General features: G+C 33.6%; 14 protein-coding genes and 1 tRNA gene. 6 read left to right on the top strand and 9 right to left on the bottom strand.

Annotated features, from left to right (window positions below; all coding sequences use genetic code 11):
* Window positions 1-122: 122 nt before the first annotated feature.
* The 3 genes from feoB to Q4566_RS06590 form a co-directional block, all read right to left on the bottom strand.
* The gene (gene feoB, locus Q4566_RS06580; protein ID WP_303419827.1) at window positions 123-2,222 is read right to left on the bottom strand and encodes a ferrous iron transport protein B; all 2,100 of its coding nucleotides are present in this window, start codon (window positions 2,220-2,222) and stop codon (window positions 123-125) included.
* The gene (locus Q4566_RS06585; RefSeq protein WP_150940797.1) at window positions 2,215-2,451 is read right to left on the bottom strand and encodes a FeoA family protein; all 237 of its coding nucleotides are present in this window, start codon (window positions 2,449-2,451) and stop codon (window positions 2,215-2,217) included. The genes feoB and Q4566_RS06585 overlap by 8 nt, the downstream gene beginning before the upstream one ends.
* Window positions 2,452-2,522: 71 nt before the next feature.
* A complete protein-coding gene (locus tag Q4566_RS06590; RefSeq protein ID WP_303419831.1) occupies window positions 2,523-3,197 on the bottom strand; it encodes an SCO family protein in 675 nt (224 codons plus the stop codon).
* Between the two features lie 200 nt (window positions 3,198-3,397).
* Between Q4566_RS06590 and rseP the strand changes: the two genes are divergently transcribed.
* Entirely contained in the window at window positions 3,398-4,741 is a 1,344-nt protein-coding gene (rseP, locus tag Q4566_RS06595) for an RIP metalloprotease RseP (RefSeq protein WP_303419833.1), read from the top strand.
* Window positions 4,742-4,812: 71 nt separating this feature from the next.
* Window positions 4,813-4,886 (top strand) — tRNA-Asn (locus Q4566_RS06600).
* Window positions 4,887-4,979: 93 nt separating this feature from the next.
* On the opposite strand, the gene Q4566_RS06605 is transcribed toward Q4566_RS06600, so the two are convergent.
* The 4 genes from Q4566_RS06605 to Q4566_RS06620 all read right to left on the bottom strand — a co-directional run bounded on the left by Q4566_RS06605 (window position 4,980) and on the right by Q4566_RS06620 (window position 6,952).
* Window positions 4,980-5,384, bottom strand: a complete 405-nt coding sequence (locus Q4566_RS06605; protein WP_303419835.1) for a hypothetical protein — start codon at window positions 5,382-5,384, stop codon at window positions 4,980-4,982.
* Entirely contained in the window at window positions 5,362-5,958 is a 597-nt protein-coding gene (locus Q4566_RS06610) for an archaeosortase/exosortase family protein (RefSeq protein WP_303419837.1), read from the bottom strand. The genes Q4566_RS06605 and Q4566_RS06610 overlap by 23 nt, the downstream gene beginning before the upstream one ends.
* A complete protein-coding gene (locus tag Q4566_RS06615; protein ID WP_303419839.1) occupies window positions 5,945-6,379 on the bottom strand; it encodes a PID-CTERM protein-sorting domain-containing protein in 435 nt (144 codons plus the stop codon). The genes Q4566_RS06610 and Q4566_RS06615 overlap by 14 nt, the downstream gene beginning before the upstream one ends.
* 222 nt (window positions 6,380-6,601) lie before the next feature.
* Window positions 6,602-6,952, bottom strand: a complete 351-nt coding sequence (locus tag Q4566_RS06620) for an arsenate reductase family protein (protein WP_303419842.1) — start codon at window positions 6,950-6,952, stop codon at window positions 6,602-6,604.
* Window positions 6,953-7,010: 58 nt separating this feature from the next.
* On the opposite strand from Q4566_RS06620, the gene Q4566_RS06625 reads away from it, so the two are divergent.
* Complete coding sequence (locus tag Q4566_RS06625) at window positions 7,011-7,475, top strand: DinB family protein (RefSeq protein ID WP_303419844.1); 465 nt, start codon at window positions 7,011-7,013, stop codon at window positions 7,473-7,475.
* Here Q4566_RS06625 and Q4566_RS06630 read toward each other — a convergent pair.
* Together Q4566_RS06630 and Q4566_RS06635 are read right to left on the bottom strand one after the other, a co-directional pair.
* Window positions 7,455-8,171: a DUF3298 and DUF4163 domain-containing protein gene (locus Q4566_RS06630; protein WP_303419846.1), complete on the bottom strand. Its 717-nt coding sequence runs from the start codon at window positions 8,169-8,171 to the stop codon at window positions 7,455-7,457. The two genes, Q4566_RS06625 and Q4566_RS06630, sit on opposite strands and share 21 nt — an antisense overlap.
* Before the next feature lie 135 nt (window positions 8,172-8,306).
* Complete coding sequence (locus Q4566_RS06635) at window positions 8,307-9,110, bottom strand: THC0290_0291 family protein (protein ID WP_303419848.1); 804 nt, start codon at window positions 9,108-9,110, stop codon at window positions 8,307-8,309.
* Window positions 9,111-9,305: 195 nt separating this feature from the next.
* On the opposite strand from Q4566_RS06635, the gene gdhA reads away from it, so the two are divergent.
* The 3 genes from gdhA (at window position 9,306) to recO (ending at window position 13,947) form a co-directional block, all read left to right on the top strand.
* Window positions 9,306-10,649 (top strand): NADP-specific glutamate dehydrogenase, encoded by a 1,344-nt coding sequence (gene gdhA / locus Q4566_RS06640; protein WP_303419850.1) that lies wholly within the window; start codon window positions 9,306-9,308, stop codon window positions 10,647-10,649.
* 230 nt (window positions 10,650-10,879) lie between these two features.
* Entirely contained in the window at window positions 10,880-13,228 is a 2,349-nt protein-coding gene (locus Q4566_RS06645) for a two-component regulator propeller domain-containing protein (protein ID WP_303419852.1), read from the top strand.
* Window positions 13,228-13,947, top strand: coding sequence for a DNA repair protein RecO (gene recO, locus Q4566_RS06650; RefSeq protein ID WP_303419854.1), 720 nt, complete (start codon window positions 13,228-13,230; stop codon window positions 13,945-13,947). The genes Q4566_RS06645 and recO overlap by 1 nt, the downstream gene beginning before the upstream one ends.
* Window positions 13,948-13,972: the final 25 nt, after the last annotated feature.

Below are 13,972 nucleotides of genomic sequence, written 5' to 3' on the forward strand. Positions count from 1 at the left end.
AAACCGAGTTTTTGATACGTTCTCGACTGCGCTCGAACTGACAATCGTACTACATTAATATACTCATTTTTATGTTAATAATGAGGCTGGATTATAAGTGTTTCCTTTTGAGTTCTATCTTTTTATTTCAAAAATTGAAATGCCAGCAGAGCAACAATATAAGCAAAAACAGACATGATAACCAATTGTAAAAGAGGCCATTTCCAGCTGTTTGTTTCACGTTTAACAATGGCTAAGGTACTCATACATTGCATGGCAAATGCATAAAATAATAACAATGAAATTCCTGATGCAAAGGTGAATAAGGGTCCGCCAAGAATGGGGTTCACTTCGCCAGCCATTCTATTTTTAATGGTTTCTTCATCGTCGTTACCTACACTGTAGATGGTTGCTAAAGTGCCAACAAAAACTTCACGAGCTGCAAAAGAACTTAAAATGGCAATCCCTATTTTCCAATCGTAACCTAAAGGTCTTATGGCGGGCTCTATGGCGCGACCTGCGATACCTATATATGAATGTTCAAGTTTGTATTGTGCTATTTTTTGATCTAAATCGTCTACTTCAAGGTTTTCTGAAGCATATTCTTTAGTAATAATTTCCTCAGCGCTATTAAAATTTTCTCCAGGCCCATAAGATGCTAAAAACCAAAGTACAATAGAGATGGCTAAAATAATTTTACCAGCACCAAAAATGAAGGCTTTCGTTTTTTCAACAACCGTATAAAATACGTTTTTAAATAAGGGCAGTTTATAGTTTGGCATTTCAACCACAAAAAACGATTTACTTCTTATTTTTAGAATTCTATTCAGAATATAAGCTGAAAGTACGGCGGTTCCAAAACCGAGTAAATACAATAGCATTAAGGTTAATGCTTGGTAACTTAATCCTAGAAAGCGTCCTTCAGGTATCACTAAAGCTATAATTATTAAATATACTGGAAGCCTTGCTGAACAGGTTGTAAAAGGTGTGACCAAAATGGTAATTAAGCGTTCTTTCCAACTTTCAATATTTCTAGTGGCCATAATGGCTGGAATGGCACAGGCAGTTCCTGAGATTAGGGGCACAACACTTTTTCCGCTTAAACCAAAACGACGCATCACACGATCCATTAAAAAGACCACACGACTCATGTACCCACTTTCTTCTAAAATGGCGATAAATAGAAATAGAAAAGCAATTTGCGGAATAAAAATAACGATGCCGCCAAGTCCAGGAATAATCCCTTCAGAAAGTAAATCTGTAAAAGCACCAGATGGCAGATTGTCTTTGGTCCACTCACTTAAAAATGCGAATGCACTGTCAATCATGTCCATTGGGACGGTTGCCCAGTCGTAAATGGCTTGAAATAATGCAATTAATATGAAAAAGAAAATAACATAACCCCAAACTTTATGTGTTAAAACACGATCTAATTTAGAACGTAAATCTTTAGCCTGGGTGGCATCAATAGTTTGTCCTTTTTTAAGCACATTATTGATGAATTGGTAACGTTTTATGGTTTCTTTTTGCTGAAGTCGTTTTAAATCCGCTTCACTTTTTGTTTTAAAATCTTCAACCGCATCGAAATCTTTTCGGTCGGTTTTTCCGAAGTTAACATCTTGAGTAATTACTAACCAAAGCTTGTATAGAAGCTGATTAGGAAAGGCTTTACGTAAATTTCCAAAATAAGCATCATCAATTTTAGAAATATCGATGCAAGGTTGAGAAGAAACATCTTTGTAGTTAGCAATAAGTTCTTTCAGCTTGTCAATTCCAATTTTTTTCCTTGTGCTGGTTAAAGCGATTTTTGTTTGAAGCTGTTCTTCTAAATATTCAATATCTAAAGAAATCCCTTTGTAAGTCATTCTATCTGCCATGTTAATGACTAATAGTGTTGGGATTTTTAAGTCTTTAATTTGTGTAAATATCAGTAAATTACGTTTCAAATTTTCAACATCGGTCACCACTACGGCAATGTCTGGAAAATCCTTGTCGTTCTGGTTTAAAAGCAATTCAATAACCACACTTTCATCAAGCGATGATGCGTTTAAACTGTACGTTCCTGGTAAATCAATAATATGCGCTTTAACACCACGCGGTAACTTGCAAACACCTTCTTTTTTTTCGACAGTAATACCTGGGTAGTTTCCAACTTTTTGGTTTAAGCCTGTTAAAGCATTAAAAACAGAGGTTTTTCCTGTATTCGGATTACCAATTAAAGCAACATTAATTTGTTTACTCATGCGTTACTTTTTCAATTAATATATGTGCAGCAGTTTCTTTTCTAATAGCAAGATGCGATCCGTTTATATTTAAGTACATCGGATCATGAAATGGTGCTAACTGAACTAGTTTTACGCTATTGCCAGGCAGGCATCCCATTTCTAAGAGTTTTAGAGGAATATGTATCGAGGAAACATCGGTAATAATGGCGCTTTCCCCACGTTCTAATTGTGCTAAAGTATCTTGCAAGATTATTTAGATTGATTTTAAAGAAGCAAAAATAGGATAAATAAATAGGCTAAAAAAATTGTGCCTAAAAACTATTGTAAGTATTCTTCCTTTAGTATGGCGATATCGTTAAGAAGTTTTTCGATTTCCTCTGGATTGGTACCATCGTAAAATCCTCTAATTTGACGTTTTTTATCTATAAGCATAAAGTTTTCGGTGTGCACCATATCGAATGGCCCGCCGTCACCGTCATCTTTAACGGCTAAATAACTTTTTCTAGCCAGGGCGTATATCTGTTTTTTGTCTCCCGTGACTAAATTCCACTTTTTATCGTTAACCCCTTTTTTTATAGCATAGCGTTTCAGTTGTGCTACGGTGTCAATTTTTGGTGTTACAGAATGTGATAGTAACATGACTTCATCATCGTTTAAAATTTCCTTTTGGATTTCAGCCATGTTTTTGGTCATAATCGGACAAATAGTAGGGCAGGTTGTAAAAAAGAAATCGGCAACATAAATTTTATCTTTATAATCGTTTTGCGTAATTGTTTTTCCGTTTTGATTTGTTAAACTGAAATCGGCAATCTTATGGTATTTCTTTTTGTATTGAAGCGTGCTGTCTACAAGTTCGGTGCTTACCATACTAGGTTGATAAATAGGTAAGGGCTGATAAACATTAAGTGTGTTGTATATAATTGTCACGATTATTATTGAAATAATACCGAAAACAATAGCGAAAATTTTATAATCCTTAAAAAACGATGACATATGGAAGTTTGTGAATTTAAATGGTGGCAAAAATACGATGAATCTGTTGTGTTATAAAATTTTAAGACTAAAGAAATGCCTTAGTATATTGAAGTTCAAGCTTAAATTACTGTTAAATCCATGGGCTTTATTTAATTGTTTTCCCAAAGTTGGTTTAAAACCTTACTTTTGCACGATTATAAAAAATGTTAGACTAATATATGGAGTTTGTTATAAAGATATCTCAGTTTTTACTAAGCCTTTCGTTACTAATTGTTTTGCATGAAATGGGGCATTTTATCCCAGCAAAATTGTTTAAAACACGTGTTGAAAAATTCTATTTGTTTTTTGATGTGAAGTTTTCACTATTCAAAAAGAAAATTGGAGAAACCGTTTATGGTATTGGATGGTTACCTCTGGGTGGTTATGTGAAAATATCGGGGATGATCGATGAAAGTATGGATACCGAGCAAATGGCTAAAGATCCTGAGCCTTGGGAATTTCGTTCTAAACCGGCTTGGCAGCGTTTAATTATTATGCTTGGTGGTGTGACGGTGAATTTCCTATTAGCAATTTTCATTTACATTGGGATGAGCTATTTTTATGGCGATACTTTTTTGCCTAATGATAATATTAATGATGGCCTTTTAGTTGAAAGTACCGTTGCAAACAAAGTTGGATTGCATACTGGTGATAAAATTATTGCTGTTGATGGCGATAAGATTGAAAAATTCTCAGACATTCCTGAAAAAGTACTATTTGGAAAAGAAATTGAAATAGAAAGAGATGGCACGCGTTCTACTGTACATATGCCACAAGATTTCTTGTCGCAATTAATGGATGCTAAAGAAAAAGGATTCATTAGTTTACGTCAGCCATTTATAGTATCGAAAGTTCCTGATACGTCCTACAATGTAGGAAGTGGTTTAAAAAATGGAGATATTATAGTTGGTATGAATAACCGTCCTACTAAATATCTAGACCAAGTAATAACGGCTTTAGAGGAGTCCAAAGGACAACAAGTTACAGCAACCGTAAAACGTGATGATAATGAAATTGAGTTACCGCTTTTAGTTAATGAAAACGGCAAAATAGGGGTTGAATTAGCAGGAGCTACTTCAAAAACATTAGAAGCTTTAGGTTATTATAAATTTGATGTTAAGGAGTATGGATTCTTGGATTCTTTTCCTGTTGGTTTAAATAAGGCTAAAGATAAACTTGTTTCATATTGGGATCAATTAGGCGCTATATTTTCACCAAGTACTGGTGCCTATAAAGGTGTAGGTGGCTTTAAAGCAATTTATGATATCTTTCCAAGTTCTTGGAGCTGGCAAGTATTTTGGAGCATTACAGCCTTTCTATCGATTATGTTGGGGGTTTTAAACCTATTGCCTATTCCTGCGCTAGATGGTGGACATGTGATGTTTTTATTATATGAAATGATATCTGGAAGAAAACCTGGAGATAAATTTATGGAGTATGCTCAAATGGTTGGATTCTTCCTTTTAATAGCATTAGTGCTCTTTGCAAACGGTAATGATATCTATAAAGCAATTTTTCAATAATTTTTTTTAAAAAAGTTTGCAGAAACTAAAAAAGCTTTTATATTTGCACTCGCTAAGCAAAACAGCAACACTCCTTCTTAGCTCAGTTGGTTAGAGCATCTGACTGTTAATCAGAGGGTCCTTGGTTCGAGCCCAAGAGAAGGAGCTTAGTATTAGAAAGCCTTTACAGAAATGTAGAGGCTTTTTTTATGGGCTTAACTCAGGTCTTTATTCACGTGATGTTTGGGATCATTGGTAGTTATGCAAGTTTTTTATTTAAACTTTTGTTTAGCAAACCCATAGCTACATATAATACTGGAGATATTAGGATTTCTTGAATAGTAAGACAGAATAGTTTTAGTTTAATGCTAATGCTACTGATTAACCAATCGAATAACCCTAAAGAGGTTAAAATACATAAGCCTGAGATATGCACAAGATGCCAAATTGAAGACATCCAGGAGTCTTTTAGTTTACCTAAATGAAACGTGCCAATAAAATAGATCGCTACAGTAGTAGCTAAGCTAATAGCGTGCCTTAATTTTCGAGGGATAGTATTAGCGTTTGCATTATCTGCAAAATAAATATAGTATAATGAATAGAGTGTGATAATCATTAAAAGTCCTGAGACGAACCTGATGTTATCTGTCTTGTAGAGTTTCATGATTTAGGGTGATTTTCCGTGCAAAAATGTACCATAATAAAAACGTTGTAGCGTAAATAACGGCTTTGAATATATAATGATGCGCGAGATCGAAGTAAGCATGGTAGTATTCGCGTAGATAGATTAATCCGATACACCTTATGATATTAATGGCATCTATTATTATAAGACCTAATAAGATGTACTTTACTTTACGCCAAAATTTAGAAGGCATACAGACAATGAAACCAATATATAAAACCATTAATGCTAATCCGTTGCATGCATTAGCAATATTTAATATTTTTTTGTCGTGATGATAAATTTCAGAATAAAATTCATTTATAATTTCTCCTGAATAACTAGATGTAAGAATAGTGTTCTTGCTAGAGAACCCTGTCATATCTCCCAAATGATTTAAAACTAAAACAGAAAAGTCGCCAACATGGGTGGTTAAAAATTGTTGCGGGAAAACAGAATCATAAATAAAAAGTCCATAAAGAACTTCCCAAATTATATAAAATAATAAGGCTTTTCCTAAGAAAAGCCTTATTGGTAATGGAATTTTGCTCTTAAAAGCACTAAATTTTGTCATTCTTCTCTTTACGTAATTTTCTAATTCCAAATGCAGCCGCCCCTAAAACTAAAAAGCTTAAACCGCCATCTAAAGGAATGTCGTCACCAGGAGTAGGTGTTTCATCAGGAGGTGTGTGATTACATGGACCGTTACAACAACCCTTTTTTTGTTTAGGTTTGTTTTGTCTAGGTTTTTTGTAGCCAGTGTTGTCTTTAATTTTGTTCGGGAATCCACGCTTCCAACGATCATTGTCACCAACGGTTGCCACTGCCAGGGTTAAGGGGGAAAAAACAAGGTTTAACGAAGTGAACTGAAGCTCTGATGAAAGCGCTGAGTTTACTTTGTGAGTTGTTGCGTTCAAATTAGTTGATATTGTAAATACAAGCATAATTGCAAACACCCTTAAAAAGCCGAAAACTGTTTTTGTTTTGATTTTCATTTTGTAAATGTTTAATTGATTAATAATAGCGTTATTAAAAGTAATCAGTAATTTGAATCAATTTGTTGTTTTTGCAATATTTTCGATGAATCATGATTTTTATCCTTTAAAACGCAATAAATAGCAAAAAACATCGATGAACGGAACTATCTTATAAACAGGCTTTTATGTGCTTTTTAGTCTTTGTTTTTAATTAAATAGACAAACTGCTAAATAAGCTGTTTATTGAAGGGCTAATTTTGCGGTTTCTATGTTTTTTTTAGAGTTGCCAATAAAAATAGAATCGTTTATAATAATTACAGGTCTGCTTAAAAAGGTGTAATGTTCTAGAATGTAATACTTAAAATCACGCTCAGTTAAATTTTGATTTTTTAAATCCATTTCCTTATAAAGTTTGGCGCGTTTACTAAACAAGGCTTCATAACTTCCTGAAAGGGCTTTCATTTGATCTAATTGCTCAGAGGTTATGGGTTCCGATTTAATGTCTTGAAGAATAAATTCAGAAGATAGATTTAAATCTTTTAATATGCGTGTGCAGGTCGTGCAAGTTTTAAGATAATATACTTTTTTCATAATTCTATATGTTTTGAAAAACAAATTAAAAGTATATTTATTGAAAAATTAAATTATAATGGATTTTACATTTGAGGCACAAAAAAATATAAGAAGTATTTTTTATAACATCATTAAAAACAACACTTTGGAAGATTTGAATAAAATTCCAATTGGTTTTAATAATAATGTAATTTGGAATATTGCACATTGCGTGGTTACGCAACACTTATTAACTTATAAACTCTCTGGTTTGGATGGGTTTCTAGCTTCTGAAATGATAGAGAGTTACAGAAAAGATACAAAACCAGAAAGAAATTTGAGTCAGGAAGAAGTTGATGATATACAAGCGCTTTTGTTATCAACTATAGAAAAAACTAAATTAGATTATGGGCAGGATATTTTTAATAATTTTAATGAATATACGGTTTCTACAACAGGAAACACATTACGCAATATTAATGATGCGCTAGAATTTTCGATTGTCCACGATAGTATTCATTATGGATATGTATTGGCGTTGTTAAAAGTTATTAAAAATTAAGTAGGGTTTTGCTTCTTCAAAAGGAATTTTAAATTCTATGATGCCTTCGGAATAGGCTGCTATTTCGAAGGTGTTATATAGAAAAACGAGACCTTCTTCAGTGTAAGCAATATTAGAAGGTAGCTTGAATTCATCTTGGTTTAAAAGGATGTTCTTATCTTCAATCGAACTTTGATAGTAAGGTTTTGCAATTGATTTTAAACCTGCAATATCACTGAATAGCGCCGTATTAGCTATTAGTTTTCCGTTTTTGCTATTAAAATTTAAAAACGTGATTTTTGAATTGCCATGGGCTCCACCAGTATTGGTATAAGCAGTTAGGGCAATACTTATAATGTCTTCAGATTGATATAATACTTCTCCGTCAATTTGGGTTTCCCAGATTTGTTCGCTATCGGGGAAATCTTGCTTAAAAGCTTCGTATTCATTTACAAAGGAATTGATACTTTCAATAATGGTTTGAGGTGATACTTCGTTAGGGTCTCCAGTTTGCATAGCGGAAATCACATTGTTCTCAATACTGGAGTTAATAGAATTAATAATAGAAGCCTTGCCTTTAGCCTGAGGGATATTAATTTCTACTATATCGTTATTTTTTGATGACATATGAATTTCAGAAAAAGAAATCTGTAAAGCCTTCTCACAAGAGATACTTAGTAGTAACAACAAAAAAAGGAGGTTCTTTAAATAGCGCATATTTGGCATTTTTGATTTAGCATAAATGTAAATATAGAAAATGATTGTACCGCATTATTCTATCGTTTTCTAAGAAAAAAACACGAAAGGTGTATGTATAGAGAAAGAAATTTAACTTTTAGCGAATACAGCCAATTAGTTTAAGTAATAGATGTAACCCAAACTTAGCCAAATTAAGCTATCGTTATGTTTATTAGAAGGTAAGTTATGGTCTAAGCCGTCAACCTTATCGTCCATGTAAAATTGCCATCTAAAATCAAGTAATAAATCTGAGACGCGAGAAAGTTTGTATCTTACCCCAACGTTACTTACCATAGACCAACTGCTTCCATGTGAGGCATCTACAGAACCCGGTTCCCATCCTGAATAAAAATTGCTAGGGTCGGTAACATCGCCAACAGCATTTGGGTCTGGATTATTATAAGTTGTTTTAACTTCAGGCATGTGGTAGGTGTACTGAACACCTAGGCTTACAAAAGGGGCGAATCTATACCCATAACCTTGAAAATCTCTAATACTCAAGGGGAAATATTCAAGTTGGGTACCAATATTAAAGTTGCTAGCAACTCCTGTGTGTGCTCGAAGTTTATCGGCATCTGGAGTTGTTCTTGACGGGTCAACCCATTGGCCATGATGACGTAAATTTGTTTTGTTCCAAGAAACTTCGTTACGTAGTTTAAAATGGTCATTAAAATAATTATCGGATGTATAACAGTTACAATCTGCCTTATAGGAGAAATTCATGTAATGAACTAAACCAAGAGCAAAACCCGAATTCTTAAAGTTATTTGAGAAATCTTCACGTACTCCAAAATCAGAACGCATTTCTATATATCCTGCAACAAGGCCTAATTCATGAGAAAAACCTAATTGTGCTTTAGCAGTTTGAATTATTGCAAACAAAAAAAAAGCAAGAGCAATATTCTTTGGTTTATGCATAAATGGCTTGGATTGATCTGGTTATTTGGAGCAAAGATATAAAAACCACCTTTTAAAACAAATAATATAAAAAAGCTATAATTTTATAAAATAAAGTTATTGAAGAATCTAATATAAAATCGATATTTTTTTGAAGATAATGTATCTTTGTTTGAGAATACTAATTATTTAATAATTTGAAATATTTATTGTGCTATGAAAGATAAGATAAAAGCTTTTTTAGATTTAGTAAAAGAAAGAAACGGGCATGAACCAGAATTTTTGCAAGCTGTAGAGGAGGTTGCTGAGACTGTAATTCCATATATTGTTGAAAATGACATTTATCACGGAAAGAATGTTTTGCTTAGAATGGTAGAGCCAGAACGCGTTATCATGTTTAGGGTGTGCTGGGTGGATGATGCTGGTAATATTCAGATAAATAGAGCATTTAGAATCCAAATGAATTCAGCCATCGGTCCATATAAAGGTGGGTTGAGATTCCATCCTACAGTGAACTTAAGTATTTTAAAATTCTTAGCTTTCGAGCAAGTGTTTAAAAATAGTTTAACAACCCTACCAATGGGTGGCGGTAAAGGCGGAAGTGATTTCGATCCTAAAGGCAAAAGTGATAATGAAATCATGAGATTTTGCCATGCTTTCATGGGCGAGTTGTTTAGGCATATTGGTCATAATACAGATGTTCCAGCGGGAGATATTGGTGTAGGGGCTAGAGAAATTGGTTTCCTTTTCGGTATGTATAAAAAAATCAGTAATGGTTTTACTGGTGTGTTAACAGGCAAAGGCATGTCATGGGGTGGTTCGTTAATTAGACCAGAAGCAACTGGGTACGGGGCTGTGTATTTTGCCCAAAAAATGTTAGAAACAAAAGGTCTAGATATTGAAGGGAGAACCGTTGTAATTTCTGGTTCTGGAAATGTTGCGCAATATGCTGCTGAAAAAATGATTCAACTAGGAGGTAAAGTATTAACATTATCTGATTCTTCTGGGTACATTTACGATGCCGACGGTATCGATGCAGAGAAATTAGCATATGTTATGGAACTTAAAAATGTAAAAAGAGCACGTATCCATGAGTATTTAAACGCTTATCCAGATGCTAAGTTTGTTAAAAACAAAACACCTTGGGAAATAGCATGTGATATCGCTATGCCATGTGCTACACAAAACGAACTTCACAAAAATGATGCAGAAGCGCTGCTAAAAAATGGATGTATCTGTGTGGCCGAAGGTGCTAATATGCCTTCAACTAAAGAGGCTATTTCTGCGTTTCATAAAGCTAAAATATTATTTTCTCCAGGAAAGGCGTCTAATGCCGGAGGTGTGGCGACATCAGGGTTGGAGATGACTCAGAATTCACTTCGATTCAACTGGACAAGAGACGAAGTAGATAACAAGTTGAAAGCTATCATGGGAGATATCCATAAATCATGTATTGAATATGGGAAGGATGATGATGGTTATGTTGATTATGTTAGAGGCGCAAATATTGCAGGTTTTGTTAAAGTGGCCGATGCTATGTTAGCTCAAGGTGTAGTATAGAAATCTGTTTTATTATTAGTAAAAGAGGCTGTCCAAAAAGTATTAAAGTACGTCATTCTGAATTTATTTCAGAATCACATCATGCTGATAATCAATCATTATGAGAATCTGAATCGAGTTCAGGTTGACGAAAATTTTACCTTTCAGACTGCCTCTTTATATTTAAGCATATTATTTTGAAGTTAAATTCGTTAGATATAAATATATTTGAACTTCAAAAAAACAACAAATTGAAAAAAGTAATTCTTCTTATCTTTTGTTTACTACCACTTTTACAGTTTTCTCAAGATTTTTCAGAGTCCTGGGAAGGGCATTTTTCATATCACAATATAAAGGCTGTTACTCAAGGGAATAATAAGGTTTTTGCTGCGTCTGAAAATGCTGTTTTTTTTAGTAACAACCAGACTAATGAATTGGAGGAAATAACAACCATAAATGGTCTTTCGGGGGAAGCTATTTCAACCATTTATTACAGCCCTATTTATGAGCTGTTAATTATAGGGTATGAGAACGGTCTTCTTGAAGTTGTTTTTGATAATGATTCCGAAGTCTTAACCATTGTAGATATTTTTGAAAAAACAACTATTCAACCTACCGAGAAAAGAATAAATCATTTCAGTAGTTATAATAATAATTTGTATATCGCTACTAATTATGGTATTTCTGTATTCGATTTAGAACGTTTGGAGTTTGGAGACACCTATTTTATAGGTGCAAATGGAGCGCAAATACCAGTAACGCAAACAACGGTATTCGATAATTATATTTATGCCTCATGTTCCAATAATTATGGACTTAAAAGAGGAGACGTTACAAGTCCTAACTTAATTGATTATCAAAATTGGACGACTATTGCAACGGGTAGTTGGCTAGGTGTAGAAAGCCAAGTAGATAAATTATATGCCATAAATGCTAATAAAAAAATGTATGAAGTGGTAAATCATGCATCAATATCTCAGGTTGCTGCATATACAAATACACCGCTAGATTTACAATCTGTGGAGGATCGTTTAATTGTAACAACACAAACTGAAGTTTTTGTTTACGATTCAAGTTTTAACAGTGTCGCTCAAGTTGGTTTAGTGTCAGAGTTTAGTACGCGCTATACGTCGGCGATAATTGATCAAAATTATATATATATTGGAAGTGAAAATTATGGAATATTAAAAACGCCAATATCTAGTCCTACGGTTTTTGAAGAAGTTCATCCAGAAGGACCTTTAATGAATAAACCTTTCAAAATTCAAGCAAGTGTAGATGGTTTATGGGTTACATTTGGAGAGTACACAGAATATTACAATCCTTATCCGTTAAATATACGTGGTTTTAGTCATCTAAAGTATGATGAATGGATAAATACCCCAGATAGCGAAGTGTTCGACGCTGTATGTTTAAATGTTATTGCCATTAACCCATCTAATACAGGCCAAGTCTATCTGAGCTCTTTTTTTAGTGGTTTATTAGAAGTCAACGATGAGGTAGCAACAGTCTTGTATAACGAAACCAATAGTGGTTTAGAGTCCCTTATTGTACCTAACAATCCAAGTCTTATAGATATAAGAGTTGGAGGTGCTGCATTTGACGACGAAGGTCTTTTGTGGACTACAACAGGTTTTGTTGATAGAGCGCTTAAGTCTTTTGATCAATCTAATAATCAATGGCAGTCTTATGATTTTACCAGTGTAATAGGAAGTGTCTCTGCAGGTGGTAATTCAGGGTATCCCGAATTACTTATTGCTTCAGATGGAACAAAATGGATAGCGAGTTCAAGATATGGGTTAATTGGTTTTCAGGAAAATGGAAATAGTCAGTTGTTAAAAGGTATTTATACCGAAGAACAAAATATGCCTTCTTATTCAGTCACATCACTAGCATTAGATCAAAGAAATCAATTGTGGATAGGGACATCAAATGGGCTACGTGTTTTATATAATACATCTAATTTTTTTACAGATAATATACAGGTTGATGAAATAATTATAGAAGAAGATGGTATAGCTAAGGAACTGTTGTTTCAGCAGCATATTACGGCGATTGAGGTTGATGGTTCTAATAATAAATGGGTATCAACCACTGATGCAGGTTTGTTTTATTTTTCGGCTGACGGACAAAATACCATATTCCATTTTACTAAAACGAATTCTCCATTACCATCTAATACGGTTTTAGATCTATCTATAGATGGAGATAGGGGTATTGTTCATATTGCTACCGATAAAGGTTTAGTGTCCTTCTTTTCTGGAGGTTCAAGTCCTATTGAAAGTTTAGACTCTGCTTTTGTTTACCCCAATCCAGTTCGACCAGGATTTGATATGTTTGATAAAAAGGTGAAAATTAAAGATATATCTGAAAATGTAAATATTAAAATCACTGATATTGAAGGTAATTTAGTGGCTGAAGCACAGTCTAAAACTAACCAACGCTACAGTGGTTATAATTTAGAAATTGATGGTGGAACCGCCTATTGGAACGGAAAAAATTTGGCTAATAACACTGTGGCTTCGGGGGTGTATTTAGTCATGTTATCAGATTTAGATACTTTTGAAACAAAAGTGATTAAATTAATGGTTGTTCGCTAATGCTTATCACAACAAATGCCATTGTCTTGTCTAAATTAAAATATAAAGACAACGACCTTATTGTAAAGTGTTTTACTCAGCAAAAAGGTGTGGTTAGTTTTTTGTTAAGAGGTGTTTTAAAAAGTAAAAAATCCCAAAATAAAGCTGCTTATTTTCAGCCGTTATCTCAAATACAAATTGTTGTAGATTATAAACCAAACCGCTCTTTGCAAACCATCAAAGAAACGAAGTTAAGTGTAATCTATTCCAGTTTACATTCACATGTTTTAAAGAGCTCGATTGTTTTGTTTTTATCTGAAGTATTAACAAATACATTGCATGAAGAAGAACAAGATGAAATTCTTTTTAGTTATTTAGAAAACACTTTGTTATGGTTAGATAATCAATCTGAATATGCAAATTTTCATTTGCTATTTCTTCTGAAGCTAACAAAGTATTTAGGGTTTTATCCGGATACAATGAATATCGATTTTCCTAATTTTAATTTGAGTGAGGGGAAGTTTGAATTAAAACCAGTTTACAGGCACAACATTTCAGGAGGAAACTTAATACTGCTAAAACAGCTATTAGAAACAACCTTTGAAGCCTTACCAAGTATTAAAATTAACGCGAAACAAAGGCAGTCATTTTTAAGTATGTTACTGCTTTATTTTGAATTACACTTAGGGCGTTTTAAGCCTCCTAAATCTTTACAGGTTTTTAATCAAGTTTTTAGCTGAATCGTTAAAAGTGGGAAAGGAAGAA

Origin of the sequence: Tamlana sp. 2_MG-2023, assembly GCF_030548465.1 — a bacterium.
Classification (GTDB): domain Bacteria; phylum Bacteroidota; class Bacteroidia; order Flavobacteriales; family Flavobacteriaceae; genus Pseudotamlana.

Bases quoted from the DNA above. Each gene is read 5' to 3' on its own strand.
- Q4566_RS06630 (WP_303419846.1), bottom strand. From the start codon at position 8,171: ATGCGCTATTTAAAGAACCTCCTTTTTTTGTTGTTACTACTAAGTATC.
- feoB (WP_303419827.1), bottom strand. From the start codon at position 2,222: ATGAGTAAACAAATTAATGTTGCTTTAATTGGTAATCCGAATACAGGA.
- Q4566_RS06605 (WP_303419835.1), bottom strand. From the start codon at position 5,384: ATGAAACTCTACAAGACAGATAACATCAGGTTCGTCTCAGGACTTTTA.
- Q4566_RS06615 (WP_303419839.1), bottom strand. From the start codon at position 6,379: ATGAAAATCAAAACAAAAACAGTTTTCGGCTTTTTAAGGGTGTTTGCA.
- recO (WP_303419854.1), top strand. From the start codon at position 13,228: ATGCTTATCACAACAAATGCCATTGTCTTGTCTAAATTAAAATATAAA.
- Q4566_RS06635 (WP_303419848.1), bottom strand. From the start codon at position 9,110: ATGCATAAACCAAAGAATATTGCTCTTGCTTTTTTTTTGTTTGCAATA.
- Q4566_RS06625 (WP_303419844.1), top strand. From the start codon at position 7,011: ATGGATTTTACATTTGAGGCACAAAAAAATATAAGAAGTATTTTTTAT.
- Q4566_RS06620 (WP_303419842.1), bottom strand. From the start codon at position 6,952: ATGAAAAAAGTATATTATCTTAAAACTTGCACGACCTGCACACGCATA.
- Q4566_RS06610 (WP_303419837.1), bottom strand. From the start codon at position 5,958: ATGACAAAATTTAGTGCTTTTAAGAGCAAAATTCCATTACCAATAAGG.
- Q4566_RS06590 (WP_303419831.1), bottom strand. From the start codon at position 3,197: ATGTCATCGTTTTTTAAGGATTATAAAATTTTCGCTATTGTTTTCGGT.
- rseP (WP_303419833.1), top strand. From the start codon at position 3,398: ATGGAGTTTGTTATAAAGATATCTCAGTTTTTACTAAGCCTTTCGTTA.
- gdhA (WP_303419850.1), top strand. From the start codon at position 9,306: ATGAAAGATAAGATAAAAGCTTTTTTAGATTTAGTAAAAGAAAGAAAC.